This is a genomic window from Vibrio qingdaonensis, from assembly GCF_026191675.1.
Lineage (GTDB): Bacteria > Pseudomonadota > Gammaproteobacteria > Enterobacterales > Vibrionaceae > Vibrio > Vibrio qingdaonensis.
Genome location: NZ_JAKRRY010000007.1, coordinates 19,902 through 46,353, shown reverse-complemented (window position 1 = coordinate 46,353; position 26,452 = coordinate 19,902). Strand labels below are relative to the sequence as shown.

General features: G+C 45.1%; 24 protein-coding genes and 2 pseudogenes. 15 read left to right on the top strand and 11 right to left on the bottom strand.

The annotated features are described in order from the left end of the window. Window positions 1-44 precede the first annotated feature (44 nt). From ureE to ureG, 4 genes are all read left to right on the top strand, one after another. Entirely contained in the window at window positions 45-497 is a 453-nt protein-coding gene (gene ureE / locus MD535_RS07480; protein ID WP_265674255.1) for an urease accessory protein UreE, read from the top strand. Window positions 498-570: 73 nt separating this feature from the next. After that, a complete protein-coding gene (locus tag MD535_RS07475) occupies window positions 571-1,140 on the top strand; it encodes a HupE/UreJ family protein (RefSeq protein WP_265674254.1) in 570 nt (189 codons plus the stop codon). Between the two features lie 3 nt (window positions 1,141-1,143). Next, complete coding sequence (locus MD535_RS07470) at window positions 1,144-1,836, top strand: urease accessory protein UreF (RefSeq protein ID WP_265674253.1); 693 nt, start codon at window positions 1,144-1,146, stop codon at window positions 1,834-1,836. A gap of 39 nt (window positions 1,837-1,875) precedes the next feature. Next, window positions 1,876-2,496 carry an urease accessory protein UreG gene (ureG, locus tag MD535_RS07465; RefSeq protein WP_244354128.1) on the top strand — a complete coding sequence of 207 codons (621 nt, stop codon included), beginning with the start codon at window positions 1,876-1,878 and terminating at the stop codon, window positions 2,494-2,496. 79 nt (window positions 2,497-2,575) lie between these two features. Here ureG and MD535_RS07460 read toward each other — a convergent pair whose 3' ends face one another. Next, on the bottom strand, window positions 2,576-3,034 hold the full coding sequence (locus MD535_RS07460) for an exoribonuclease R (protein WP_265674252.1): 459 nt from the start codon (window positions 3,032-3,034) through the stop codon (window positions 2,576-2,578). A 279-nt stretch (window positions 3,035-3,313) separates the two neighbouring features. Between MD535_RS07460 and MD535_RS07455 the strand changes: the two genes are divergently transcribed. Next, the gene (locus MD535_RS07455) at window positions 3,314-3,847 is read left to right on the top strand and encodes a YbhB/YbcL family Raf kinase inhibitor-like protein (protein WP_265674251.1); all 534 of its coding nucleotides are present in this window, start codon (window positions 3,314-3,316) and stop codon (window positions 3,845-3,847) included. Between the two features lie 59 nt (window positions 3,848-3,906). Beyond that, the gene (locus tag MD535_RS07450; RefSeq protein WP_265674250.1) at window positions 3,907-4,689 is read left to right on the top strand and encodes a helix-turn-helix transcriptional regulator; all 783 of its coding nucleotides are present in this window, start codon (window positions 3,907-3,909) and stop codon (window positions 4,687-4,689) included. A gap of 128 nt (window positions 4,690-4,817) precedes the next feature. On the opposite strand, the gene MD535_RS07445 is transcribed toward MD535_RS07450, so the two are convergent. Next, the gene (locus MD535_RS07445; protein ID WP_265674249.1) at window positions 4,818-6,113 is read right to left on the bottom strand and encodes a DEAD/DEAH box helicase; all 1,296 of its coding nucleotides are present in this window, start codon (window positions 6,111-6,113) and stop codon (window positions 4,818-4,820) included. Between the two features lie 380 nt (window positions 6,114-6,493). Between MD535_RS07445 and MD535_RS07440 the strand changes: the two genes are divergently transcribed. Both MD535_RS07440 and MD535_RS07435 read left to right on the top strand, forming a co-directional pair. After that, window positions 6,494-6,802 (top strand): Fis family transcriptional regulator, encoded by a 309-nt coding sequence (locus MD535_RS07440; protein ID WP_265674248.1) that lies wholly within the window; start codon window positions 6,494-6,496, stop codon window positions 6,800-6,802. A 293-nt stretch (window positions 6,803-7,095) separates the two neighbouring features. Next, the gene (locus tag MD535_RS07435) at window positions 7,096-7,296 is read left to right on the top strand and encodes a hypothetical protein (protein WP_265674247.1); all 201 of its coding nucleotides are present in this window, start codon (window positions 7,096-7,098) and stop codon (window positions 7,294-7,296) included. Between the two features lie 154 nt (window positions 7,297-7,450). Here MD535_RS07435 and MD535_RS07430 read toward each other — a convergent pair whose 3' ends face one another. Further along, the gene (locus tag MD535_RS07430; RefSeq protein WP_265674246.1) at window positions 7,451-8,491 is read right to left on the bottom strand and encodes an oxidoreductase; all 1,041 of its coding nucleotides are present in this window, start codon (window positions 8,489-8,491) and stop codon (window positions 7,451-7,453) included. 5 nt (window positions 8,492-8,496) lie between these two features. After that, on the bottom strand, window positions 8,497-9,348 hold the full coding sequence (locus MD535_RS07425) for a DeoR/GlpR family DNA-binding transcription regulator (protein WP_265674245.1): 852 nt from the start codon (window positions 9,346-9,348) through the stop codon (window positions 8,497-8,499). Between the two features lie 389 nt (window positions 9,349-9,737). Here MD535_RS07425 and MD535_RS07420 point away from each other — a divergent pair, with 389 nt between their 5' ends. After that, window positions 9,738-10,445: a GntR family transcriptional regulator gene (locus MD535_RS07420; protein WP_265674244.1), complete on the top strand. Its 708-nt coding sequence runs from the start codon at window positions 9,738-9,740 to the stop codon at window positions 10,443-10,445. A gap of 46 nt (window positions 10,446-10,491) precedes the next feature. On the opposite strand, the gene MD535_RS07415 is transcribed toward MD535_RS07420, so the two are convergent. After that, complete coding sequence (locus MD535_RS07415; RefSeq protein WP_265674243.1) at window positions 10,492-11,691, bottom strand: enolase C-terminal domain-like protein; 1,200 nt, start codon at window positions 11,689-11,691, stop codon at window positions 10,492-10,494. A gap of 264 nt (window positions 11,692-11,955) precedes the next feature. Here MD535_RS07415 and MD535_RS07410 point away from each other — a divergent pair, with 264 nt between their 5' ends. Next, entirely contained in the window at window positions 11,956-13,398 is a 1,443-nt protein-coding gene (locus MD535_RS07410) for a PTS transporter subunit EIIC (RefSeq protein WP_265674242.1), read from the top strand. Window positions 13,399-13,700: 302 nt separating this feature from the next. After that, on the top strand, window positions 13,701-13,856 hold the full coding sequence (locus MD535_RS07405; protein WP_265674241.1) for a CCGSCS motif protein: 156 nt from the start codon (window positions 13,701-13,703) through the stop codon (window positions 13,854-13,856). A 179-nt stretch (window positions 13,857-14,035) separates the two neighbouring features. On the opposite strand, the gene MD535_RS07400 is transcribed toward MD535_RS07405, so the two are convergent. From MD535_RS07400 to MD535_RS07375, 6 genes and pseudogenes are all read right to left on the bottom strand, one after another. Continuing rightward, entirely contained in the window at window positions 14,036-14,776 is a 741-nt protein-coding gene (locus MD535_RS07400) for a DUF3726 domain-containing protein (RefSeq protein ID WP_265674240.1), read from the bottom strand. Further along, window positions 14,770-16,509, bottom strand: a complete 1,740-nt coding sequence (locus tag MD535_RS07395; protein ID WP_265674239.1) for a hypothetical protein — start codon at window positions 16,507-16,509, stop codon at window positions 14,770-14,772. Before MD535_RS07395 ends, MD535_RS07400 begins: the two co-directional genes overlap by 7 nt. A 159-nt stretch (window positions 16,510-16,668) precedes the next feature. Continuing rightward, window positions 16,669-18,180, bottom strand: a pseudogene (locus tag MD535_RS07390) (BCCT family transporter); the annotation flags it as partial. Window positions 18,181-18,410: 230 nt separating this feature from the next. Continuing rightward, on the bottom strand, window positions 18,411-19,400 hold the full coding sequence (locus MD535_RS07385) for a membrane dipeptidase (RefSeq protein WP_265674237.1): 990 nt from the start codon (window positions 19,398-19,400) through the stop codon (window positions 18,411-18,413). A gap of 93 nt (window positions 19,401-19,493) precedes the next feature. Further along, window positions 19,494-20,951, bottom strand: coding sequence for an aldehyde dehydrogenase family protein (locus MD535_RS07380; protein WP_265674236.1), 1,458 nt, complete (start codon window positions 20,949-20,951; stop codon window positions 19,494-19,496). A gap of 105 nt (window positions 20,952-21,056) precedes the next feature. After that, complete coding sequence (locus tag MD535_RS07375) at window positions 21,057-21,458, bottom strand: RidA family protein (RefSeq protein WP_265674235.1); 402 nt, start codon at window positions 21,456-21,458, stop codon at window positions 21,057-21,059. A gap of 157 nt (window positions 21,459-21,615) precedes the next feature. Between MD535_RS07375 and MD535_RS07370 the strand changes: the two genes are divergently transcribed. The 4 genes and pseudogenes from MD535_RS07370 (at window position 21,616) to MD535_RS07355 (ending at window position 26,317) form a co-directional block, all read left to right on the top strand. After that, window positions 21,616-22,500, top strand: coding sequence for a LysR family transcriptional regulator (locus tag MD535_RS07370; RefSeq protein WP_265674234.1), 885 nt, complete (start codon window positions 21,616-21,618; stop codon window positions 22,498-22,500). 585 nt (window positions 22,501-23,085) lie between these two features. Continuing rightward, entirely contained in the window at window positions 23,086-23,838 is a 753-nt protein-coding gene (locus MD535_RS07365) for a TerC family protein (protein WP_265674233.1), read from the top strand. Between the two features lie 64 nt (window positions 23,839-23,902). Beyond that, on the top strand, window positions 23,903-24,097 hold the full coding sequence (locus MD535_RS07360) for a hypothetical protein (RefSeq protein WP_265674232.1): 195 nt from the start codon (window positions 23,903-23,905) through the stop codon (window positions 24,095-24,097). 105 nt (window positions 24,098-24,202) lie between these two features. After that, window positions 24,203-26,317, top strand: a pseudogene (locus MD535_RS07355) (methyl-accepting chemotaxis protein). Window positions 26,318-26,452: the final 135 nt, after the last annotated feature.

Here is a 26,452-nt window from a genome sequence, read left to right as displayed (position 1 = left end):
TACCCTAGCACGTCTTTGAATTTTGAGTGATTGAGGACAACACATTGATCGAATTGACAGAAATATCAGAACAACTTACGACGAAGCCTCATGCATTTTTGAGCTTGCCGATTGATAGTCGCATTAAAAGCCGCCTAAAAGTCATCCTTGATGATGGGCGTGACGCAGGCCTCTTTTTGCCGCGAGGGCATATTTTGCGAGGTGGTGAGCAGTTAAAAAGCCGCTGTGGCCTAGTGATTGAAGTGAAAGCCGCACCGGAGAAAGTGTCGTCCGTCTATTGCAGTGACTTGCTTTTACTGACTCGTGTCGCCTACCACCTTGGTAATCGTCACGTGCCGTTGCAAGTGGAGTTTGGTTGGGTTCGTTACCAGCATGACCACGTTTTGGATGAAATGGTCGAAGGTTTGGGCGCGAAAGTGTCGGTCGAGCTGGCATCCTTTGAACCTGAAGGCGGTGCCTATGGCGGGAAAAGTGGAGGGGGTCATCACCACCACTAAATACATAACGTAATTGGTATGACACGCAACTTACAATAGTAAACACAATAAAGAACAAGAAAAGGACATTTCAATGAAATCAACGTTCGTCAAAATTAGCGTAGCCGCTCTTTCTCTTTCTCCTGCAGTGGCGTTGGCCCACCCAGGACATGATTCAACTGCGTTCACAAGTGGTCTGCTTCATCCTGTTACTGGTATTGACCATCTTATTATGTTGGTCGCTTTTGGCTTACTTGTTGGCTGCTTAACCGCCACCAAGAAAATAAAACTAGGCTTATTGGCAAGCGCGTTAATCACTCTTATGGTTGGCTTATTGGCGGGTAAAGTTTTTGGCTTAGTGTCGGGTGTTGAATTGGCGATTGTTGCGTCCTTGTTTATGGTGAGTTTAGCTATCTGGCAAGTATTTAGTGTGTCACAACGTATGGTGAAGTTGGCCGTCGGTTTGTGTATCGGAATGATGTTTTTCCACGGGTATGCGCACGGTGTTGAGGCGCAAGGAACGCTAGGTCAATTCTCTTTAGGTTTGGCATTAGGGGCGAGTGCATTAATGGCAATGGGCACTCAATTGGGACAAGGGCTAGCGTCGCGTTGGTTATCGGTTGGTGTTGCAACCGCGAGTTCACTGTTTTTAATGGCTGCTTAGTTTATGACTGTTAGTGCTGCTATTGATAATGATGTGTCGAGTTATCGACTGTTTCAACTCATTAGTCCATCTCTTCCTATTGGCGGGTTTACTTACTCGCAGGGTTTGGAATGGGCGGTAGAGGCCACTTGGGTTACTGACAGAACATCGATGGAACAATGGCTGAGCAATATGTTGTTTAGCAGCGTTGCTACGCTTGAGCTGCCGATTATCGATAGGCTTTATGTCGCCGTTAAAGCAAAGGATACGGCTCAGATCCACTACCTTTCACAAATGCTTCATAGCAGCCGAGAGACGAAAGAGCTTAGAGCAGAGGAAAAACAGCGCGGGTTGGCACTCAATACGTTACTTAATCGGCTAGAAATTGAAGCCGATGGGGTTGAATTAAGTGACTATCCCGCGAATCAACTCCTTGGGTTTTGTGTGGCTGCAGTGCATTGGAATATCGATGTAATGGCATTGAAAAAAGGTTACTTGTGGAGCTGGGCAGAGAACTTAGTGATGGCTGGCGTTAAGTTGGTACCCCTTGGTCAGACTGATGGTCATATTGCATTGATCAATCTATCCGATCAGTTCACGAAAGCTTTACGGATTGCCGAGCAAACAGAAGATTGGATGATTGGCAGTTTTACGCCTTCTGTGTCCATTGCCAGTAGTCTACATGAAACACAATATACCCGGCTTTTTCGTTCTTAATGAAAAACAGCGAAACAAGATGATGAAATAGGAAATACTATGGAAAGTTACAAACAACCGTTACGAATTGGCATTGGTGGTCCAGTAGGATCAGGTAAAACGGCGTTGTTAGAAGTCTTGTGTAAAGCAATTCGCGACAAGCTCAATATCGCGGTCGTCACCAATGATATTTATACTCAAGAGGATGCGAAGATCCTTACCCGGGCAGAAGCACTTGAGCCAGATAGAATCATTGGCGTAGAAACGGGAGGTTGTCCTCATACCGCTATTCGTGAAGATGCTTCAATGAACCTTGCTGCTGTAGAAGAGCTCGCGAAGCGGCATAAAAATCTTGATGTCGTGTTTGTAGAAAGTGGCGGTGATAATCTAAGTGCCACTTTCAGCCCAGAATTAGCAGATTTAACTATTTATGTCATTGATGTGGCAGAGGGTGAAAAAATCCCTCGTAAAGGCGGTCCTGGTATTACGCGCTCGGATCTACTCGTCATCAATAAGATCGACCTCGCACCTTATGTGGGAGCGTCACTAGAAGTGATGGAACAAGATACGCAAAGAATGCGTCCAACCAAACCGTATGTGTTTACTAACCTGAAAGAGAGTCATGGGCTCGATGTCATTATCGACTTCATTTTGACTCAAGGTATGCTCGAGTTTCATTAGATATGATGTTAGCCATGGTTAACGTGCGCTGTTAACTATGGCTTGGCATTAACGATAGACGAGAATACAAAAAGTGTGTTTATGCTGACGGATTTTGCTTGGCATTAATACTGGCGTAGGTGTGTAGTAGCTCTGTGAGGATTTTTACCCAACCAAAGGCTTCTGTTGGTGGATTGATAAGCAGCGTTTCAACGTGCTCACAATGCGTTTCCAGTGTAATGGCTTGTTCCAAGTTAAATGAGATGGCATAAAAGTGCCAAAGCACCAAGCGCGTCATTCGCTCACTATTTTGTTTAGCATTGTCAGAATCATCAAAGGCTTGCTGGATCTCACATAACGCAATAGCAGTCATACGTAGCGTTGCATCCAACCGTGCCGACATCATACGTTCTTCACTGTCGACTTCTTCATGTTCAAAAGTGAACAGCTCACTCATGACTTCTTCTGGCACCATCTTACTGATCATTCGCATACTGAACTCTTCTAGTTCGTGGCGTGGCATGGTGACAAGGCAATTAAAGGTGTAATCACGAAGCATAGATAAGGTGCTCTAGTTGGCTATTCAATTGAACCCGCATTTTAAGCACTATGGGTGAATTTACCAGCATTGAAATAAACATTGTCTGGATTTATTGCAATCGTTCGGTTGCTTGATTGAAAAAGCAGAACCATAAACCTTCTATAAGTTTCATTGTTGGCTGTTATTTAGATTAATTTGATACTTACTGTTGCTATGTTCTTTTTGACAGCGGTTATACTTATCTCGAGCTTAACCACTCGAACTCAACATATCGAACTCAACAAGTAGGAACGTATTATGAAAGCAATCACTAAGTCGATTATTGCATTAAGTTTTTTAGCGGTTGGATCTGCTCAGGCATTGGAGATCACAAGTAATGATATTCAAGAAGGTCACCCTATGGCGAAAACGTTCGAATATTCTAGCTGGGGGTGTGATGGTGGCAATTTGTCGCCACAGTTGATGTGGAAAGATGCACCAGCAGGAACCAAGAGCTTTGCTATCACCGCTTACGACCCAGATGCACCGACGGGAAGTGGTTTTTGGCACTGGATCGCGTTTGATATTCCAGCCACGGTTAACGAGCTGCCTCGCGGCGTAGATATAAAGAAGCTAGGCGGTATGGAGTCACGCATTGACTATGGCACCGTAGGTTTTGGTGGGGTATGTCCTCCTGAAAATGATGGTATGCACCGCTATCAATTTACTGTTTGGGCACTGCCAACGGACAAATTAAATTTACAAGAAAATACACCAGCGGCAGTAGTGGGCTTTACTTTGAATAGTATGGCACTTGATAAAGCGACATTAACGGCGACGTATACTAGATAACGCGTATAGCAGAGCAGATAACTGTGTATGCCCAATGATAGAACAATGGAGGGGAATGGATGAGCAATCAATATCAAGTGTCGTTCTTTCGCGCTGAACAGCCACAACAATTACGTAATGTGCGGATTCATTCCCCGAGTATTATTCAGATCATTACGGGTAGTAAGCGCTTGTTTTGGAAAGACGCTACTGAGGATATTTTGCCATCTCAAGTGTTGTTATGTGAGGCGTCGGCGTCAATGTGCTTTGAGAACCTTCCTCAAAAAGGGCGTTTTTTATCGAGGATGTTTAGCTTTTATTGCCAGCCTCCAAATACGATGCTGGAACTGAGTACTCAACGAGCCAGCAGGCAAGAGGGTCCGGCGTTAATGATGGATAGCGCCTTGCACGACACACTTAATGCGTTGTTTTCATTCGATTTGAATACCATGAGCCAAGCTACACAGACGTTTTGGGTGATGGGGTTGTTTCAACAATTGGCTGAGAAAGGGGCATTGCATCAACTATTTCGTAATTCTAGCGTGTTTAGTCGGAAACTAAGTTATTACTTGGCTTATGCTCCGGGCAAGGAGCATGCACTGGAAACGGTCGCAGAGCGATTTGCGATGAGTCGAGCAACACTGATTCGTAAGCTCAAACAAGAAGGTACTCAGTATCGTGAAGTATTAGCGGAAGTGCGGCTTAGTCATGCATTGCATCTGATGCAAAATGGTCATGATAATGTCCTTAGTTTAGCGCAACAGTGTGGCTATCAATCGGCGGGCCGCTTTAGCCAGCGCTTTAAAGGTAAGTTTGGTGTGACGCCTGCTGATTACATGAAGACGTTGAATAGGATTGAGTGATTGGAGTTATAGGCGTGTTACTGATTTTGACGGTATATCACTAAAAAAACGGCCTAGCAATGTTTGCTAGGCCGTTAATGCAAATTAAGGCGTTTGCCTAAGTAATAAGCGTGCGCCTTACTCTGTTATTACCCTTTCAAGCGGGTGGTTTTGTTTGATTTGTTTTTAATTGCACGAGCAAAGCGAAGACGACGTTCGGCTGAGCTTTGCTCGTCTGAATTATTGGTACGGCTTTGGCGATCTTTATAGGCGGGTTTGCTTTGCATCTTAGTTAAAAGCGCATCACGACTGGCTGGTTCATAACCCGCCAGTTGAACACGTTTGATTCGTTGTTGAATCAACTTTTCAACTTGAACAAGAGTGAGTTCTTCTTCACGGCTAACAAATGAAACCGCATGACCTTGTTGTCCAGCACGGCCCGTACGACCGATGCGGTGTACGTAGTCTTCTGCAAGGAATGGCATGTCGTAGTTCACCACATGTGGTAAACCTTGAATGTCTAAACCGCGCGCGGCAACTTCGGTTGCCACCATTACGCGGGCTTTACCAGACTTAAATTCGTCTAGCGCACGTCGACGGGCACTCTGTGCTTTATCGCCATGGCAAAGTACCGCGTTGATGCCATCTAGCTTAAGCTCTTTTACCACTTCATTAGCGGTTTCTTTGTAGTTAACAAAGACCAGGACTTGCTGCCAGTTTTTTCTGCCAATTAATTCAGACAGCAGCTCGCGCTTACGGTCTTCATCGACTGGGTAAACAACGTGCGCAACCGTGTCTGCTGTTGAGTTTTCAGCATTAACAATAATACGCTTTGGTTTACGTAATAAATCTTGCGCCAATGCGTTCATTTGTGGCGATGACGTTGCAGAGAAAAGCATGGTTTGTGGGTGCTGAGCGATACCATTCATGATGGTACGAATGGCACTAATAAAGCCCATATCTAGCATGCGGTCGGCTTCATCAAAAACCAAAAACTCGAGACTAGCAAAACTAATGTTACCAAGCTCAAGGTGCTCGATTAAGCGGCCCGGTGTTGCTACAAGGACGTCTACGCCTGCGTTAAGTTTACGTTCTTGAGAGGACATTTTAGCCCCACCAAAAACTGCCGCGACAGAGATATCAACGTACTTCGTGTAGTTCTCAATGTTATGTGCGATTTGGTCAACAAGTTCGCGAGTTGGCGCAAGAATTAGTGCGCGGACTTGTGAGCGGCGGCGTGATTGCGGATTTTCAACCATTTGCTGAATAATAGGCAAAGAAAATGCAGCGGTTTTACCGGTACCAGTCTGTGCATGTGCAAGGATATCAGCACCACGACGAGCGTGTGGGATAGCCTGTTGTTGAACGGGAGTGAGTTTTTCATAACCACACTCAGTTAGTGCGCGCACAATATCAGCTGAAAAACCTTGTGATAAAAATGACATTCTTTGTTCCTAAAAGCAGTGGCTGTTACGGGTGCTTTTCAACACAAAAAGTAGCAAACAGCGGCTGACCAAAAATACGGTCGCTGATTATAGAGGAATAATCAGTGCCTGTGGTGACTAATTTTAGGTGTTGACGCAAATTTGTACAATGACAGGTGTCGGAAGGTAAAAAAGTTTGTTCAGATACAATAAAGATAGATCGTTTTGACGGTATCAAGTCGGATGGGGGGAGGTAAGCTAAAGCACTTCTGGGCCTTTATGAACTTGGTGCGGGTATAATCGAATAGTAAAGCCTGTTGTATGACATACTTTTTCTAATATTGGGCTCGCAAAGTATGCAGTCATAGTGACTCATCCACTACAAATAGGAAATTTTCTTGATGCGAAAATCCGATAAGAAGATCGATAATCTGATTAGAGAAGTGTTAACCAAAGTTTGTGAAGATACCCTTAAAGGCTACGACGGTTTTGTTTGGGTGACTCATACGGTTAAATTCTCGTCCTTCCCACAGAGCTTAAAAATCATCTGCGTATTCGAAACGAATCTAGAGAGAACCAATTTTTTAATGGGAGACGGCCAGCAGCATGTCTCAGCAACCATCCAAAAGGCGTTCAGCCAGGCTGGGGTCCAACTAAAGAATGTAGAGAAGCAAATTAGTTACGATGCACAAGAAAAGTTCGAGAGTTGATATAAAGCCAGAAGGCTAATGTCTACCCTCTGAATCAGTGCGACAAATAAACTATTCTTGTGAGAATTACAGAACCCATCATTTCACCGATTCGATTTCAAGAATGCTTGTGGTGATTGTTTTCATTAAGTGATGACGACGCGTGCGGTTAAGTGAGCAAATTCACTAACAGTTTTCCGCGTTTCCCCGCATAATGCGCGCTCAGCTGTCGTAACGTCGATAAGCAACAGACGAATTGTCGTACGGTAGCGACGATGAATCGTGTCATCAACGGGTAACTAAGAATGCATTATATGAGTTTGCAATTGGATGCGGCAGCGCAAGCTATCGCCGGTGAATTGCTAGAAGGGTTAGAAAACGAAGAGGGTTGGATCAAAATGACCGCACGAATTGCGGCGCAAATTGATACCAAACTGAATGAAAATGGCTACGTGGGCACCGTTACTTGGTTTAGTGATGAAGACTATATCGAGAGCGATATTGTTTATTCCTAGAGAATCACTCCTAGCAAACTACATTCGGCTCACTTCACCGAATTGATGTCTTTTGTAGAGCACGACTTTTTGACTAGCGTTGGAAAGCCGTGCTCGTTGGTATCGAAACAGAGCGTTACTGTTCCGAACCATTTTCATAGCTACTTTTTAACCACTATTTTTCAACGGTTAAGGTCTTACCAAGTCGGCTGCTTTCCATCGCCAGTTCAATAATTTTTATGGTCCAAATCGCGTCGTTCGCTTCAACAGGTGGGCGACCGTTATTGCGTACCGCCTCTGCCATAGTTGCAAAATAGTGTTGGTAATTGCCTGGCTCAGTAACCACTTTGTTGATGGAATCTGCGTGATACAAATTACCGTGATGCTCCACTGCTTCTTCTGTCCAATTTGGCTCTGATGGCGAAACACCCGCGATCAATCTTTCTTCTTGGGGATCGAGGCCGAATTTTTCATAACTACCTTTCGTACCTTTGACGCTAAAGCGATGATTTGGCGCAGCGCTAAAGAGATCGCCGTGTAACAGCACGACGTGGTTAGGATAATGCAGTGTGACATTGAAGTAATCCACATTCGAGGAGCCTTCTCTTAGCATCAAGCATTGGGCGGTAATCGCGTCCGGTAAACCAAAAAGATCTAAAGATTGATCAATAAGGTGTGAACCTAAATCGAACAGAATGCCGCCACCATTTGTGGTCTGTTCACGCCAGCGTTGACGAACCTCTGGACGAAAACGGTCGAAGTGAGATTCGAAGTGTTTAATGTCGCCAATCTTACCTTCTTCGATGAGCTTTTTGACGGTAAGGAAATCACCATCCCAACGGCGGTTATGATAAACACTGAGTACACGTTGTTGTTTCTCGGCTAGTGCAACGAGAGTCTCGCCATCTTCTACCTGAGTCACAAATGGTTTTTCGATGATGACGTGCTTGTTATTTTCTAGGGCTTTTTTCGCCAATGAAAAGTGCACGTCATTGGGTGCGGTGATAATCACCAACTCAGCATCGCTGTTATTGAGCAGCTCATCGGCGGTGTGATAATGCGCCACGGTCGGCCAATCATGTGTAACGGACTCCGCTTGGCTGCTGCTAATCGCACACAGATCAAATTCAGCCATGCTGCTGATAAATGGGATGTGGAAAGTTTTTGCTGAAAATCCGTAACCAATGACGGCGGTTTTGATAGGGGTAAAATCCATAGTGTTTAACTCTTCGTCGAAGGGGTCGTAAGAATGATGTCGATATCGTGCTTGGCAAGCTGACTGGCAATGTTAGCGGGCGGGGCTTGATCGGAAACGATCACATCAACGTGCTCAAAGCTGCAGACTTGGAAAAAGTGTTGCTGGCCAAATTTGCTGCTATCACAAACTAAAATGGTCGTTTCCGCTTGTGCGATCATGGCTTGCTTCATCGAGGCTTCGGCTTCGCTGCTGGTGGAAACCCCATGCTCTGATAAGGCGCAAACCCCTATGAATGCTTTGTTAATTCGGTAGCTTTCTAATTGCTTAATCGCATTACTGCCAAGAATGGCACGATGAAACACGTCAAACTCCCCACCCAAAATATGAACCCCAATCTTTTGTTCTGCATTGTGTATTGAGTCTGCGCCACGAGTGAGTGTTGATAAACAATCGACCGAATTGGTGACGACAGTAAGCGGGGCGCGTAGGTACGTTGCCATTGCAGTTAATGTCGTTCCCGTATCAAGCAGTACATAGTCATTCGCTTCAACTAGGCTGGCGGCGAGTTGGCCGATGTCCACTTTTGCCTGACTGATGGTTTTTTGCTGATAGGCTATTGCATATGGAGTGACCGGAGAAATTATCGCACCACCACGAATGCGTTGTATACCGGGTTGTTGAGCAAGCTTGACGAGGTCACGTCGAGCTGAATCCCGGGAGATCGCAAATTGCTCGCAGAGATCATTAAGGGTAATTTTGCCTTTTTGATTGAGCAAGGTTTGCATTGCTAGTAATCGTTCATCTTGGGTCATAGCTTGTTGTGTCATAGCTTGTTGTGTCATAGCGTTTTGCGTCATCGTTATCGGTAGACTCATGTTCAAACCGTGCCATATGAGGCAGTTAACATGATTGTGTTTGTTAACGTAATGGGATTTACTTAAGTGGTTTTGCGTGATTGTAAGGTATGTTAAGTGGTTTTGCACGCGTTAGCTTAGTCATCGTGCAATCTTTGCTGTTCAGTGGGGGGCTTCACGATAGAGACGGCCTTTCGGGAGTGGTGTTTTTGATAGCGAGAGGACGAGAGAGAACTTTTTAATAAAGATGGATCTCAAGGGAATAGTCGCCTAAAATTATGGAGTTAGGTAAAGTATTTTCAAAAGCTAGCATCGATAGTCGATAGTCGATAGTCGATAGTCGATAGTTTATGTGCAATGTTGTATTCACACTCTTTTAGCCCCTCTAATTACTAGGTTTTCATAATCCGATGAAAAAATATGAGTTTATCGTTCAAGACGTTATCAGTAAGATCTGTCAGAATGTTATTACGATGAAATTGCCTTCAGAAAGAGAGCTTGCAGAAAGTTATGAGGTATCCAGGTTTACCATAAGGAAAGCACTAGAGAAATTAGAATCTATCGGTATTGTTACCGTGAAGTCTGGTTCTGGTATATTTATTAATGGAGACATTAATAATAACCCTCTTGTGTATAACTCTATTACTGAAAATAGTTTCAAGAGTATGTCGTATAGTAAGCTGACATTGAACAAAAGAGTGATGGATTCAAATGAGAAACGTGTGTTTCTTTTGGACGATGACGATTATATATGGAATGTAAAGCGCTTAAGGCTCATTGATGGAAAAGTCATTCAAGTAGAAGAAGCGAGAATGCCAGTAAAACTATTTCCAAAAATGAATGATACGATTATAGAAAACTCTTTGCAAAAGCACGCACTCGACATAGGTTTAGATATTGAACAATATCTCACAACCTACCGCGCCGTAAATACCTCAAAAGAAGAAGCACAACTGCTAGATTGTAAGCGTGGTGCAGCGGCAATGAATATTACCAACCGTGGTTTTCTCTCGAATGGTGAAGTGTTTATTGTCAGTGATATTATAGATATCAACTATCAATGCACGTATCACACCCCATTTAATAGTAAAAACATTCAATATCGAGATAAAAAATAGCCGCAAAGCGGCTATTTTATTCATGGGTTAGAATAGTACCCACCCATTAAGGTGTATGAATACTGCCATCAGGTAAGCGGCTTTGTGTCCATTCATGCGGACGATATTCCACTGGATAGTCAGTAGCAGCTTGGCGGTTCATCTCAACACCAATACCAGGGACTTCAGAGGCATAAAGATACCCATTCTTGGGTTCTTGTGCATTTGGGAACACCGCATGGGTATTCTCTTTATATTCAACATGCTCTTGGATAGCGGCGTTGTGCAAATGAACGTTTAAGTGAGTATTTACTGCGGCACCAATCGGTGTCATATCAGGCGGGCAGTGCCATGCGATACGCACACCAAAGTGTTGACAGAAGTACCCTAGCTTTAGTGCCGGTGTGATACCACCAATTTGTGAAACATGGCAGCGGATAAAATCGATGCGACGATTAATAATGAGAGACTTCCATTCCTCGGGATTATTAAATAACTCACCCAGCCCAAGAGATACCGAGGTTTGGCTTCTTATATTATCTAACCACTCGGTTTGACTTGGCGGCAAGATATCTTCAATGAAGAATGGCTTGTATTGCTCAACATCTTTTGCAAATTGCACCGCTTGATTAGGGAATAGGCGCTCATGCACATCATGGAGAATGTGGAATTCATTACCATATTTCTCGCGAAGCGATTTAAACATGGTCAGCGTGTTATCCATATACTGGTCTTGGTCGTAATAGGATCCAGAAGTTGGGTTTTCTGTTGTATGGATATTTTCTGGCACACCACCGTAAAACCCAAGTTGGCAGCGAATATGTTTATAGCCTTGTTCAAGGAAACCATCAACGAGTTTGTAAATACCTTCCATTGAATCACTCGTGGCATGAGTATATACAGGAATAGCATCACGAGACTTACCACCAAATAATTGGTGTAAAGGCATATTAGCAAGTTTGGACTTAATATCCCAAAGTGCCATGTCAACGCCTGAAATAGCATTGTTAATAACTGGGCCATTACGCCAATAAGCATTAACCATCATCATTTGCCATAAATCTTCTATATTATTGGCGTTTTTTCCAATAAGCAGAGGCTTTAAGTATTCATCTACCATCGTTTTAACCGCGAGTGGGCGTTGTTGGAACGTCGCGCAGCCATAGCCAGTGACACCAGCATTGGTTTCAACAATGACAGTGACTAAATTATGCCTGTCTGGTTTGGTAATAATACATTCAATACCAGATATAATGGTTTCTTTCACAATGATGCTGCCTATATAAATTAACTGCTATTATCTAACCGCTAAAAACAGGTTTGATCAAGTAAAAAATAGCCTATTTTTTATTGGTTCATTATTAGTGGTAATAGTTAATGAAAAACAGACCAATTCTGGAAATATCATGAAATGTGCTAAATTCGATGTTGAAGTGTGATTGCTTTCTCACTTTTTCGAGTTGGATTTATAGGCCGTCTCCGTATTATACAAACAGACAAATTCATCATAAAATAATAATTCGGACGATATATGCAAGCGAATGAACCTATGGATGCATTGGATCCAGCAAAGATAGCCTCATCTAAAAATATGAATATAAAAGAAAAAATAGGCCTGTTGGTTGATGCTCTTGGGGGCATTAACAATATTGCAGACTCGACGCATTGTATGACGCGTCTGCGATTCAAATTGAAAAATGAGTCGCTTGCCGATGGCGAAGTGATAAAGAGTATTCATGGTATAAAAGGCGTGGTTTTTCAGGAAGGACAGACTCAAGTCATTGTTGGCGTTGAAGTAGAGCAGTGGTTTAAATCACTGCCTGCTAACACAGCATCTGACGATGATTCCATAGAAGCGATAGAAACGGCAAGTAAAGGCAAATTGTTCCAAGGTGCGATGCGCATCGTAGCGGGTATTTTTGGCCCCGTCGTCCCGGCGATTGCAGGTGCAGGCATGTTGATGGGTCTACTATCGGGACTGATTGCGACCAATGTTATTTCCGAAGATTCAGATACCGTATTCTTTTTCCGCTCTATCTCAGTCGCGGTATTCTTCTTCTTACCGATGCTGGTGTCATTTTCTGCTGCGAAGATGTTTCGAGTCAACGAATACATTGCGTTGGCAGTGGCAGCGGCGATGCTGTCACCAAAATTAGCAGATAAGGCAGCGGCGTTAAACGGCATTGGAGAGCTTGCTGAGCTAAAAGTTATGGGAGTTATCCCTGTTGAACTGCTCAATTATGGCGGTGCTATCGTTCCTGCGATACTTGCTGTTTGGTTGCTGTCTAAAGTGACGCCATTAGTCGATAGATTGATCCCATCTGTGGCAAAACCAGTGTTTACGCCGTTGTTTGCGTTTGCGATTACGTCGACGATTACTCTATCTGCTGTCGGACCTTTAGGTATTTGGTTAAGTAATGGTGCGGGTTGGGTAGTGGGTTCACTATTGGAAATCTCCCCAACGTTAACTGGCTTTGTATTTGGTATTACTCGCCCAATTACAATTGTGTTTGGTATTCATCACAGCATGACGCCGATCAGCTTGAACAACTTTGCGCTGTATAATAAAGATTTGCTAATGCCAATCATGTGTTTAGGCAATCTGGCGATTGCAGGGGCGACCATGGCGATTTGGCACAAGCAACGTAAGACCGTGTCTAAGGAAGAGTCATCAATTACAGTGAGTTCTGGCATTACGGCAATTCTTGGTATTACAGAGCCTGCGTTATTTGGTGTGTTAACGAAGTATACCAAAGCGATGCTGACAGCGAGCTTAGCGGCCGGTATCTTTGGTGCCATTTCTGTGACTATTGATACGCATCTTACTAGCTATATTTTGTCTTCAGTGTTTAGTTTGCCAGCGTATCTATCGGGTGGTACACAAAACTTTATTCAAGCGGTGCTGGGTGTTTGCGGCGTGTTTGCTCTCTCCTTTGTCCTAACCTCGATGTTTGTTAAGTTAGATGACAAGTAAGCTTCTATAGTGACTGGCTGACAATAATAGCCGAGTTCGTGAGTATTCATACACAAAGAGCACGGCTATAAATAGAGGCTAAGCCCGTTCATAAGTGAGCGGGCTTTTTTGTGTGTTATTTGATCGAGTCGCGATGCCGCGTTTTTCATCGGCCAACTCATGAGTGTTGTTGGTATGCATGTATAGACTGTTTGAGGTTAAGCACAGAAAAGATGTGCGAGATCAATAGTTGACTATTTTACTATGGTATTGTGCGACTACTATTTAGCCAACAGATTTAGCCAACAGATTTGGAATCAGACATGACATTATCAATTAAGAAAATTTTTCAAAAGAAAGACGCCCAAGCGACTCAAGAAAAGAAGCCTAGCTCATCGGAAAAGATGGCGGATAAGAATAATGCCGAGGGTAAAGGCAAGCATGATACCCCAACGGGTTGCTGTGGTTCATGCTCGTAACACAATCAAGATAGACCGTTCAAATTAGGGTTGATAAAGTGAATAGCGCTTTGGATCGGAGCTTATCAGAACCACGAGCGCTATCAATTGATGTTACAGAACAGTCATACTAGAAATTATGCGATTCAAGGCAGTAATGCCAATGATCATAATCTCAAAGGCCATCACTAAACAGGTAGCTAAGCCACTTCTCCAGCCCCTTTCACCGACTGTTCACTGTTTTCCACCAGTATTGCGGTTGCCGTTTGTTTAAGCAGTCCCCACTCTTGGTCGTCAACGCTAATACCATTATGCCACGCATTTTGTTGCGCTTGTGACAGTTCATTAGAATCGATATGCAGGCTGTAATCACGCGAAAGCGCTGTTACGTCAAAGTCTTGAACGGACAGCTCTATGATCATGCTATGGTTGCTATGGTTGTTGGTGTCTTGAATGTCTAGCGCATCTGATAAGAATAACTCGGGTGCCACACAACCGCGATTTAGGATATACATAGTATGTTTAGGACTGCTGCCATTGGTCCACCTTGCCATACAGGCTATACCTTTTGCTGCTAGCTTGACTAATTCACTGTAAGCTAGCCAGCGATTGTGACAATGATTCAGTTCGATAGTCATCGACTTTGAGCCGACCATTTTTTCAATGGCATAGTCCATTATAACTGGCAGGTGGCACGCTAAACTGCAACGGTGAAGATTTACGCTTATCCGTTGTGGCTGCGTGAGCGTAATATCAGCCGGGCGGTCTTGGTCATGACTAATATAGCGACTGGCGTTATTAAAGTGACGCACCCCGTGCAGTCCAACCATTTGTAGATCGGCAACCATGTTGGCAATAACGTCGGCTTCTCCGCATGAGCGACGCATCCCAAGAAATGCCTTGTTGACCGCAGCAACCAGTTCATTGTGAGAGACTAGCATGATACGTTTCCTCCTGATGACAGTTCGTTGCTTTGTAATGATTCGCTGCTCGGTAATAGTGGAAAAATCCAATTATCTTGGAAGGTATTATTGTGAATTTCATCAAGCAGAGGTGCGCCTTGGAAAAAGGTAACGCGAACCCAACGGTCGGAGCGAGGGTCAAATTTTGTTGCGCCAAAGACCGCCAGTTTGCAGCGTAGTAGATGCATTGGTAATGCGTCTTTGTGTAACACATTCATTTGAATATCACCCATTTGTTTATGACCGAGCGTCCAAACGCGCCTTGCAATTGCACGATGCTGTGGATGCTGCACAAGAAACTCAGCCAGTGATAGCTCGGATTCGTGTTGACGTAGAGTCTGATAAAGGCGGTTAACTTGGCGCGCTACGTCCAGCGGCAGTGCTTTGTCTTCACCAAGCTCCACTCCGCGAACGCCAAGTCTAGGCTCTTCTTTGTCCTGCGAGCGATACCAAAACCAATAGTGATTGTCTGCTAGATTGAAATCGATATCGATAGCCCATTGGTAGGCGCGTTCTATGGTCGTCTGCAGATCATGAACTTTTTTGCCACTGGGCAAAAATAAGGTTTCATCGCTGTTCATCTTCTCTTGATAAGTATCGACCAATTCTGGGTAGACCTCCATCAAGCACGACAAAAGGATCTCTTGTGCTTCTAGACTCATGTCGGCGCAATCTTGAATAAGATCGCGCCACGAGGAGTGTTGCGTCATCAAACTAGGCAGTTGACGTGTTAAGTGATTCAAGTCAGCTATCGCGTCAGCGTTGAATTGGCGCTGCTGATCGTTGATGGTGATCACTTGTTGCAAATGCAACGTGGCTTTGTTGAGCAGAGCTTGAAGCGTAGAATATTGCTTATCATCGGTTGGATGCTGCAGTACCGCTGATAGGGCTTGTTCTCTCGTGGTCATCCACTGATCAACAATGGTTGGATGATTAATAAGATAAGGTGCCATGCCCAAACCAGTGGCATTGCCAACGCCTAAGTAACGTTGAAGAGAGGGATGTAGTGATGTGGCGTGTTCACCGCCTTGCTGAACCGCAAGGTAATGAACCCAGTCTAAGCTAAATTCACGCAGTAGATAAACCGCACACATTTGAGCGCTAAATGATTGATTAAAATCGGGGTTATTTTCTAGGCGCTTAAAATCAGCGATGCCAAATTTACCATTGCCGTAAACAGCAGTGGTTCTGAGAATATAACCGACTTCTGCCAACTCTTTCGGATTCGGCTGTTCGCCTTTAGCCAGGTAGCGAACGATGTGTTCGAACACTCTCACGCTTTTGTTCGCCCGTGCAAGCACTAAGACGTTATTGGGGTTTCGACCCGCTTCTTGCAATGGAACATTCGCTCTAAGTTGCTCTAGGAGCGCGACGTTGACATCACCGTCCACTAAAGCAAAGGTGACATCCCAGCGCTCAGCAATCACACGATCATTACGATCTTCGTCCGCAATGTCATCGCAAAATACCACCAAGTGGTAGTGATGGTTTGGGGTGGTTAATTTATAGGTAACATGACCAAACCCTTGTGGCGAAAGTTGCCAGTCGGCTTTGGATACTCGCCAATGTTGTTTGGCCATTTTGCGAATGATCGAGCGAACAAAACTGATTCGGTTTTGATGCATTGCGCCTAATCTTTCCGGTGCCATGACGATGTCAGCAGAGCGTAGTGTAGGTTGGGTAGTCGTGTAAGTCGTAGGATGTGCATCCATGTTGCTCACCACCATTTTAATTATAGTTTGTTGATGTTCTAGTCGGAGCGAGATGACTCGCTCCGCTATGCCTGCCGTCTTCAGGTGTATCTTCACCTGTTTGACGAATGTCTTTCATTTATGGCATTCACAGCGGCAGCGTTTTTGCTGCCCTGCAAGTTATAGCCCTTGCTCTTTTGCTAGCTTCATTGCGATTTGAGGAGCGTTCCACAGTGATGGCAGCAAGATGAGTGAAACGGGCACCGCGGTAATAACAATGAATGATTGCAACGCGGAGATGCCGCCGGAACCAAGGGAAATCAGGATTAATGCTGTTACCCCCATCATTACCCCCCAAAAGGTGCGAATAATCGCATTGGGTTCGGTTTCACCACTAATGACGACACTAATGGTGTAAGTCATCGAGTCGCCGGTCGTGACAATGAAGATAGTGGTGAGAATCAAAAATAGAATGGACGTTAGCATTGGAAACGGCAGCTGCTGAGTCATTGCCAGTAGCGCGCCAGGTAAATTAAAGCCTTCAAATGCTTTACTCACGCTACCAGGATCGGCGATTTCAAACGCTAAGCCCGAACCGCCGACAATGGTGAACCAAAAACACGTCACGAGAGGAGCAACGAGGCTGATGATAGAGACCAATTGACGAATGCTGCGACCTTTGGAAATACGAGCGATGAAAATTGCCATCATCGGGCCGTAGCCTAAGAACCAGCCCCAGAAAAACACGGTCCACCAACTTAACCAGCCTTCATCACCACGATAGGTCGCCATAGGAAGGAAGTTATTGAGCATGCTTCCTACACCTTGAATATAGCCATTTACGATAAAATTGGTTGGCCCGAACATTAGGATGTAAATCATCAGCGCGACCGCTAAGATCACGTTATAACGACTCAGCATCTGCATACCACGATTCAATCCGCTGAGCGCTGACAAGGTATAGAGCACAATGGCAAAACTTACGATGATAAGTTGCGTAGTGAAACCATCTGGAATATCGAACAACGCATTAAGCGCATAACTTATTTGTAAGCCGAGAAAGCCGATAGGGCCAATGGTTCCAGCGGCAACCGCCACGATACAGCAGGCATCAATGAGGGCCCCTGTTTGGCCTTTGAGTGCACGCTCTCCCAGCACTGGGTAGAGTAAGATACGTGGTTTAAGAGGCAATCCCTTGTCGTAGTGTAAGTGCATCACCACTATGGACGTTAAGCTGCCCACAATTGCCCAAGCAAGGAATCCCCAATGCATGAATGATTGAGACAGGGCGTTAACCGCACCTTGATAGGAGCTTTCTTGCGCGCCATATAAAGGTGGTGGGCTAACATAGTGTGCGATAGGCTCTGCTGCTGCCCAAAATACGCCGCCTCCGGCAAGAAGGGTACAGAAGATAATCGCTACCCAGCGGAAGGTGTCCATTTCGGGTTTGTTTACTCCGCCAAGAATGACTTTGCCTGTTCGCCCTGCTGCAAGTGCAAGACCAATAAGAAAAGTCAGAAGTAGCAGCAGTTGCCAATAGGGGCCAAAGACATTTACTGACCAAGCAAAGCCGGTGTTAACGAGATTAGAGAGTAATTTGGCATCGTATAGAGCGATGGCAACAAAAAGACCGATAAAGCCGCCGCTGTACCAAAAGGCAGGGTTACTTAATCCAAGGTTTTCGTATGTACTTGCGTTATCAGTACTGGCTTGTTTGTCACCAGTGGAGGCAGCGGTCATCTCCGCTGGCTGCACTCTCGAAGCTTTGATACTTGTAGCTTTCACTTTATTGGTTAAATCTGACATGCTCTGACTCCAGAGGTTTCTTTGCGTGAATTTCGGGTTCACGACAAAGGATTGAGTTAACACCTACTTTGTTATTTTTGCTATTAAGCAGGCTGTTCCATGTTTGGGCTACGACTTTACGAAATAGGCTCTAATCCTTGTTGTAAGAAGGTAAACCAGTTCTCGCCCAGTATTTTTCCTGCCTCGGATTCGCTGAATCCATGGCGCATTAATCCGTTGTAAATGTTTTCCATTCCAGCGCTACCGCAAAACCATGGCAGCGCATCGGGCCATCCAGCGTTACTGGCTGATCCTTCCCCATAATCCATGGCTTTAGACCAACGCCCGTTGCGCATCCACTCTAGAACCTCTTGAGGTTGGTTTAGGCATAGATCGCTACCAATACCTAAGTGCTCGACCCCCACCATATCGGCGGTTTTTGCCACCATTTGGCAGAAATCTTCCAAGGAGCATTGGCTGCCATTTGGCAAATGAAAGGGGTATAAACTAAACCCAATTAATCCGCCTCGAGCGGTGAGCGCTTTGATCACGTTGTTGGATTTATTACGTAGTGCGTCAAACGCAAAGCTTGGGTTAGCATGGCTGATGCAAATGGGGCGTGAAGATAAGTCAATCGCCTCAAGCGTTGAGCGCTCGGCGCTGTGTGACATATCCACGATCATGCCAACTCGGTTCATTTCTTCGATGGCTTGCTTGCCGAATCGTGTGACACCGCTGTCGTGGCTTTCATAGCATCCCGTGGCTAATAGACTTTGATTGTTGTAGGTGAGCTGCATGATCAGCAACCCTTGCTGACGCATGACCTCAATGAGACCAATTTCATCTTCAATGGGCGAACAGTTTTGCGCGCCAAAGAAGACACCCACTTTCCCTTGAGCTTTCGCTGTTTCAACGTCGGCCATTGAGTGTACTGGCATAATGAGGTCAGCATTTTGCTCAAACCTTAAGTTCCACTCGGCGAAGCGAGTGAGTGTTTCTCTGGCATTCTCGTGATAAACCATGGTGGCATGTACGGCAGTGATGCCACTGCGTTTTAGGGTTTGAAAATATTCTCGGTCCCAATTGCAGTACTGCAATCCATCTATAACAATCCGTTGTTGGTACATAGCCATTCCTCACGCTTACGGGTTCGTATCGGGTTTTCGATTGAAGTGGGAGCTTTGCTTTGGCCTTGCATAGCAAAGCTCCACGCACGCGTCTTAGTAAGGACGTTGGTATGCGGTTTTAACGACGGTATAAAACTCTTTCGCGTACTGGCCCTGTTCACGAGGTCCAAAGCTGGATTCTTTACGTCCCCCGAACGGTACGTGATAGTCCGTTCCCGCCGTTGGCAAGTTGACCATGACACAACCGGTTTGTGCTTGTTGTTTGAATAGTGCGCTGCTACGTAGACTCTGCGTGATGATGCCGCCAGTGAGTCCGAAACGCGTGTCGTTTGTGGTTGCGATGGCTTCATCAAGATCAGCAACGCGAATCACGCTGGCCATTGGTGCGAAGACTTCTTCTTGGTTTACATCCCAGTGGTTTTTCGTGTTTAGAAAGAGGGTAGGTGACATGTAGTGCCCATCATGTTTAAGGTTGAGCTTTTCTCCACCAAACGCGAGCTCTGCGCCACATTCGCGTGCTTTGTCTATCCATGCGAAATTGGCGTCCAGTTGATTGCCATCGACAACTGGCCCCATGAACACTCCTTCTTCAAGTGCGTGACCGACTTTAAGTTCGCTCATTCGCTTAATGAGTGCTTCGACGTAAGCATCGTGAATACCGTCCATCACCACAAGGCGTGAGGACGCGGTACACTTTTGTCCCGCACCAGAAAACGAACCTGCGATGGTTGCTTCGACAGCAATTTGGATATCGGCGTCGTCGGCGATGACTAAGGCGTTCTTACTGCCCATTTCTAATTGGCAACGAACAAAATTAGGGGCCGTCGCCGCCGCAACCTTACGACCTGTTTCTACGGAACCAGTAAAGCTGACACCATTGATATCGGATGAGTTAATTAAGGTGTTACCTACCTTGCTGCCACTGCCAAGGACAAGGTTGAACGTCCCTGCGGGAATGCCTTGGCGATGAATGATTTCGGTTAACGCCACGGCACTGGCTGGCGTGAGGTTAGCGGGTTTCCAAATAACACTGTTACCGAATGCCAGCGCTGGGGCGATTTTCCATGCGGCCGTTGCGGTTGGGAAGTTCCAAGGTGAGATGATCGCAATGACACCCACAGCTTCTCGAGTCACTTCAACGGAGACGCCAGGGCGAACAGAGTCGGCACTGTCACCGATTTGTCTTAGTACTTCTGCTGCAAAATATTGGAAGAATTGACCCGCGCGATAAATCTCACCGCGACCTTCCATAAACGGTTTGCCTTCTTCTTTAGAAAGCAGCGTGCCGAGTTCATCGCAGCGGGCAATGAGTTCATCACCAATGGCTTGCAATACCGCTTGCTTGCGTTCTATAGGGGTTTTCTCCCATTCTGGTTGCGCGTGCTTAGCCGCCGAGATGGCCTGCTCAACTTGCGCTTCGCTGGCTTGAGCGAACTGCCCCAAGTTTTCACTGATATCTGAGGGGTTGATGTTGGCAATGGTATTGATTCCAGATTGCCATTCTCCAGCAATATAAAGTGCATTTTCAGTAGGAAGGGTAGCGATAGTCATGATGGTGTCCTTGTCATGATGTGGTTGCATGTGAGTCTGGCAACGTCGGTAAAAGTAAAAAGTAACTCAATAATTAACACGGTTAGCCGTCAGTCAGCGGCATGCTTATGTCTGCGGTTCTGATACGGCCGCATAGACAACGAATTCAACCAACATCTCTTCGCGCGCTAATCCGGCAACGACAACGGCGGCTCGGTTAGGGTAGGGGGCGTTGAAATGTTCGGCGTAAACGGCATTGACGGCTTTTAAATATTCTCGGTCGGTTACGTAAATCAAGACTTGCAGTACGGAATCGAGAGATTCTCCTGCGCACTCTAATGTATGGGCGAGGTTGGCAAAGGTTTGACGAGTTTGAGCCTCAATCCCCCCTTCAACGACGGCGCCCGTCGTATCAATCGGAATTTGAGCGGTATAAAGCGTACCATTATTGACAATAGCCCATTCAAGCGGTGCTTTTGAGGCGAAAAGTTCAGTCTTAACTGGGTGTTTTTTTGTTTGAATGTCCACGTTCATATCCAACCATGTAACAGCAATGTTTCGAGATGGTTAAATAGTGCCTTCTGATATATGATAAATCTAACGGTAAATATTTTACATTTGATAATAAAAACTTATCACCTTGCGTTAAGTAAGGTAAATAAAGGGCTGGCAAGGGATAGAGCATATGCAGATTAAGCTTCAGCAATTGAATCACTTTGTGATGGTGGTCGAAGAAGGGGGATTTCGGGCCGCCTCCCACCGGGCTAATCGTTCACAGGCTGCACTATCAACATCGATCAAAGAACTGGAAAGAATTCTAGGGCAGCCTTTGTTTGAATCGGGCAACAAATCAACACTCACGCCCTTTGGTGAAATATGTTTGCCAAAAGTACATAAATTCTTAAATGTCTATAAAGCGCTAGATAACGATCTCCGAGCGGCGGCGGCTGGGCAACAAGGCAGGGTGAGAATTGCCAGTGTTCCATCGGTCGCCGCGAAATTAATCCCTAGCGTATTAGGCGCATTTTGTGAAAAGTATCCGCAGGTCGAAGTGAGCTTAATCGATGATAATGCTGCTGGGGTTGAAGCTAGATTGCTTTCAGGGGAAGTGGATCTGGCGTTAGGAAATAGCTCCAATTTAGAACAAGATACGATTGATTTTACCCCCTTAATATCGGATCAAATAGGCGTGGTCTGTTTGAAAGATAACCCTATCGCATCGCAACCCAACGGTATTGAGTGGCAAACGTTATTGAAGCAGCCATTTATTCGTAATGGAACTTGCACACTGCTGGATGCAACCCCGGCACGCGCTTTGAGTGAGCAAGCCTTGTACTCTGTCGAGAATATCACGTCTTTATTCTCGGTATTAGAACTGGGTATTGGTGTTACCACCTTGCCTAAGTTAGCGTTCCCAACGAATGAGACCCGATTGGTTTGGATTCCACTGATTGATCCGCCTCTTGAACGGCAGATAGGTATATTTCGTTTAGCGGAGCGAACCATTTCGCCTCAAGCGCAAGCGTTTTATGACCTGTGTGTGGAATACCTAAATTATCAAGACTCTTGAGGGCTCACCAGAAGCGATAGCTAGGTAAACGAGCGTGATACAAAATGGTGGTGCAGTACAGTAATGCGGTTTGGTTGAGCTTGCACTCGAAGACATATGTTTGTCATGACACTTGATTATGATTGATGAGCCAATGTTGATGAATAGGATGATTACAATGCGAACCATGCTGGCGGAGCTCATTTTATCACGGTGCGCCTTATTTCGATTGAGTCCAATACTATTAAACCGACCTCGCTCCTTGGGTATCGTTCAATATGCTATGGTGCTGTTGCTCGCTGTACTTTTTGTTATGAGTGTTGGCTCATTAAGTATAGAAGCATGGCTTTACCAGTATTATTCGTTGCCTAGCTAAAGGCGGTAAGTGGTGCATTTTACAAACAGCGATATGGCTATTTTCATGCAAAAAGGACAAGTATAAATTTATGAATGGCGGATACCATTGGTTACATTTAAGGCTATTGTGCTGCTGGTGACTAAGTGATTTACTGGCGGCTCTTAATTACAGAGGAATACCCCATTAATGGACGACCCCTATAGTCGGCTGAACCAATCGATGCACTTCTTTTCTATGGAGTCATCACTATGCTAGAACTTTTCATGATGCCCGAGACCTGGGCCATATTTGCCACACTATTTGCTCTGGAAATCATACTTGGCGTTGATAACGTTGTGTTTATTTCAGTGCTATGTGAACGCTTACCTCAACAGCAAAGAGCACTGGCTCGAAACCTTGGTATCGCCTTGGCCGTAGCGGCTCGTATCGTGTTGGTGTTTTCTATCTCATGGGTTATGTCACTCACTGAACCGGTACTGCAGTTTGAAACCGTACAGCTAAGTGGTAAAGATTTGATCATGATTGGTGGTGGCGCGTTCTTGTTAGCAAAAAGCGCGAAAGAGTTATGGAGTTGGTTAACTCATAGCGAAGTGGTGCATTCCACTCATGCGAGAACGGGACTCGCAGTCGTATTGCTACAGATTGTAGCGGTTGACGCGGTTTTTTCGATGGACTCGGTCATCACAGCCGTTGGCTTAACAAGTGAGGTGCCTATTATGGTCGCCGCGATACTTGCTTCCGCTGTCGTAATGGTGTTGACGGCTGAAAAAATTAACAGCGTTGTCACTCGATACCCTGGTTTTAAATTGCTTGCTTTACTGTTCTTAGTATTGCTAGGGGCGTTGTTGATGGCAGAAGGTGCCGGTATTCACCTAAACAAAGGCTATGTGTACTTTGCGATGGCGTTTGGCTTGGTATTGGAGCTTTGCCATATTCAGTTAAAGAAAAAGCATCGTCGAGTGATTACCGCGATTCGTCTGATGCCGAGCGGATACCGCTAGTGTAAAAGAGGATCCACAGTCTGCTCAGATGAGCGGCAAATAGCTCTGTTGGTAGTCCTTAGCAATGAAAGTTGGTAAGGACTTCAGTGGTTGGCTTCCACTGTGGTTGGCTTCCACTAAGGCACGTAAAATGTTTATTCTTGGTATTGGTTCCTCACTCCCTCGTGGTCTTGCTGTGACATGGGATTCTCAAATCAGTATGGTGCCCGCTGTGCACCTCATTGGTGCGAGAGGTCTTTTTTTGAATGTTACCCAATGAGTGCCTTTGCTTACCCTTCCTTCTTTAAACTAAAAAAAGCGATATATTTCAGTTGGGTACATAAATTGCAATATGGTCAATGAATAGCAATCATAGGAATTGATCATGGATTTAACTCATTCAGAAAGGCATTGGCTGCCGTGGTTAGGAAAAACTGGCAAAGTCGCGATGAAGATGTCATGTTTTGCAAATCGACGACGTAAAGTAGAGTTGGAACAAACGTTTGAAAGTATCGCAGAAACGCGAGTTAAGCTTCTAACGACGTGGGCAAATAATCAGTGGCGTTTTTTGGAAGATGCAGCATTTTATTTGTCATCAAAATCGGATAAAGAATACTCAGAAGCATTAACATTGCTATTAAATCGAAGCCGAGACTTTTCAGAGCTCTTTGTTGTCAATGACGCTGGCAGAGTATCACATTCCACTTATCTCCCTCAGAACAATGAAAAAATCACCCAAGCTAAAGCGCTCGATCGCGGTCGTACTCAACCTTTTTTGCATGGACCTTATGTTGATCCAGTGACAATGGCGATTGGTCCATCCTCCTCTACGTTTCACGATGCCGTTACACTGATGTTCTATCAGCCCATTCAATTTGGCGACGGTAAAATGAAGGTGCTATGTGGTCGAGTACCAAATGATGTTTTAGGTGATTTAATTCAACGTGAGGCTGGACATATTTATACTGAATCAGGTGATAACTACCTGTTTATGGTAGAAGCTAACTTTGATCCAAGTGTCCCGCAAGGTTCAGCGCTTTCTCGGTCTCGATTTGAAGATGCGACGTTTTCCCATGGTGAAAATTTAAAGCAAGGCATTTCTACAAATTGGGGAGAGGTGAAAATACGAAATCACACGGAATTTGAGGTCATATTCAATGACCCTGCAACGAATCAGCTGCACCCTGGAGTGAGAGAGACGATTCGTCATGGTCGTAACGTGTTTGTCGACTACCCTGGCTATTCAGACTATCGACATATCCCAGTGATAGGTAAAGGCGTCACATTTTCGTTACCGGGTTCTATTGATAAATGGGGCATGATGTGTGAATCAGACCTAGAAGAGGTGCATCGTCATCGCTCCGTGACAAGGCGATTGACGTCTCATTTTTTCCTGTCTGTGCTGCTAGTGACGTCGCTCCCTTTAGCACTGCAGCATTTTTTGTCTTGGTCTGCCTATTTGGGCGCTGGTGTGTCGTTGTTTTTTGCTTTGGTTATGACCGTACTATTCCAGAAAATGACCGCGAGACCGTTAGTTAAAAGTCTTGAGCAGATGACAGGGGTGATGAAGGTTCTTGCTGAAGGTGATGGCAATTTAAAACAGCGACTCGACGCGTCGAAATTCAAGTCTGATGAAACTGGGGATCTGGGCCGTTGGACAAACAGCTTTATTGATAATTTAGAAACGGTAGTACTAGAGCTTGTCTATGCAAGCCGAGAGGTAAATAAGGTATCGGAGTCGATGTTTCGCTGCAGCCAGCGTTTGTCTAGTTCAAGTGAAGATACAGCTAATTCAATTTCCCATTTGTTGGCACTTTCTGGCAGGCAGGGTAATGAAATACAGTCCGCGAATGATAACGCGCATGAGATGCACGGATTGATGACTGACTCTGTTGAGCATGCGCAAAGTGAGTACACTAAAGCTCGAGATAGCGCAGAGTCCATTAAGCAGATTGTGCAGGCGTCGGCGGCTAGCGTGAATGATGTTAATACTGAAATGGAAAAAATTGGGGATATCGTAACGCTCATTACCGATATTACCGCGCAGACGAATTTACTGGCACTTAATGCGGCAATTGAAGCGGCTCGGGCAGGTGAGCACGGACGAGGGTTCTCTGTCGTGGCTGATGAAGTCAGAGTATTAGCTGATAGAACTGCCAACGCGGCGCTGGATATTGGGCAACTCATGAATCAGTTGCGACAGCAGTCAGAAAAAGCGGTGGGAACAATGCACCAAGGTATCAGAAATGCAGAGACCAATTCTCAGCTCATTGACGCTTCTCATAAGAACGAACAACTGTAAAATTCTGTGAATTCATTATTTGAAACCATCACTGACCTTGCTAGCATGAGTTCCAATAATGCGATGACAGCAGAACAAGCGGCGAATTCAACGGATACACTTCAACATCAATCTCAACAGTTAGCACGAAGGACGGCACTAATGCAAAACGCGATTTCTAGATTAGACCAACTTGTGGGACGGTTTGAAGTGTCGTAACTGCTTGCGTGTTCAATGGTGTTCATCCGCTGAGAAAATGTCAGCGTGGCGATTGATTGGTTTGCATTTATTACCTGAGTTTTATCAACAGGTAATGAATGCAAATTGATCTAATACAGTTAACCTATCAAGCAG

Coding starts and splice junctions, on each gene's coding strand:
- MD535_RS07475 (WP_265674254.1), top strand. CDS start 571: ATGAAATCAACGTTCGTCAAAATTAGCGTAGCCGCTCTTTCTCTTTCT.
- MD535_RS07470 (WP_265674253.1), top strand. CDS start 1,144: ATGACTGTTAGTGCTGCTATTGATAATGATGTGTCGAGTTATCGACTG.
- ureG (WP_244354128.1), top strand. CDS start 1,876: ATGGAAAGTTACAAACAACCGTTACGAATTGGCATTGGTGGTCCAGTA.
- MD535_RS07460 (WP_265674252.1), bottom strand. CDS start 3,034: ATGCTTCGTGATTACACCTTTAATTGCCTTGTCACCATGCCACGCCAC.
- MD535_RS07455 (WP_265674251.1), top strand. CDS start 3,314: ATGAAAGCAATCACTAAGTCGATTATTGCATTAAGTTTTTTAGCGGTT.
- MD535_RS07450 (WP_265674250.1), top strand. CDS start 3,907: ATGAGCAATCAATATCAAGTGTCGTTCTTTCGCGCTGAACAGCCACAA.
- MD535_RS07445 (WP_265674249.1), bottom strand. CDS start 6,113: ATGTCATTTTTATCACAAGGTTTTTCAGCTGATATTGTGCGCGCACTA.
- MD535_RS07440 (WP_265674248.1), top strand. CDS start 6,494: ATGCGAAAATCCGATAAGAAGATCGATAATCTGATTAGAGAAGTGTTA.
- MD535_RS07435 (WP_265674247.1), top strand. CDS start 7,096: ATGAGTTTGCAATTGGATGCGGCAGCGCAAGCTATCGCCGGTGAATTG.
- MD535_RS07430 (WP_265674246.1), bottom strand. CDS start 8,491: ATGGATTTTACCCCTATCAAAACCGCCGTCATTGGTTACGGATTTTCA.
- MD535_RS07425 (WP_265674245.1), bottom strand. CDS start 9,348: ATGAGTCTACCGATAACGATGACGCAAAACGCTATGACACAACAAGCT.
- MD535_RS07420 (WP_265674244.1), top strand. CDS start 9,738: ATGAAAAAATATGAGTTTATCGTTCAAGACGTTATCAGTAAGATCTGT.
- MD535_RS07410 (WP_265674242.1), top strand. CDS start 11,956: ATGCAAGCGAATGAACCTATGGATGCATTGGATCCAGCAAAGATAGCC.
- MD535_RS07405 (WP_265674241.1), top strand. CDS start 13,701: ATGACATTATCAATTAAGAAAATTTTTCAAAAGAAAGACGCCCAAGCG.
- MD535_RS07400 (WP_265674240.1), bottom strand. CDS start 14,776: ATGCTAGTCTCTCACAATGAACTGGTTGCTGCGGTCAACAAGGCATTT.
- MD535_RS07395 (WP_265674239.1), bottom strand. CDS start 16,509: ATGGATGCACATCCTACGACTTACACGACTACCCAACCTACACTACGC.
- MD535_RS07385 (WP_265674237.1), bottom strand. CDS start 19,400: ATGTACCAACAACGGATTGTTATAGATGGATTGCAGTACTGCAATTGG.
- MD535_RS07380 (WP_265674236.1), bottom strand. CDS start 20,951: ATGACTATCGCTACCCTTCCTACTGAAAATGCACTTTATATTGCTGGA.
- MD535_RS07370 (WP_265674234.1), top strand. CDS start 21,616: ATGCAGATTAAGCTTCAGCAATTGAATCACTTTGTGATGGTGGTCGAA.
- MD535_RS07365 (WP_265674233.1), top strand. CDS start 23,086: ATGCTAGAACTTTTCATGATGCCCGAGACCTGGGCCATATTTGCCACA.
- MD535_RS07360 (WP_265674232.1), top strand. CDS start 23,903: ATGAAAGTTGGTAAGGACTTCAGTGGTTGGCTTCCACTGTGGTTGGCT.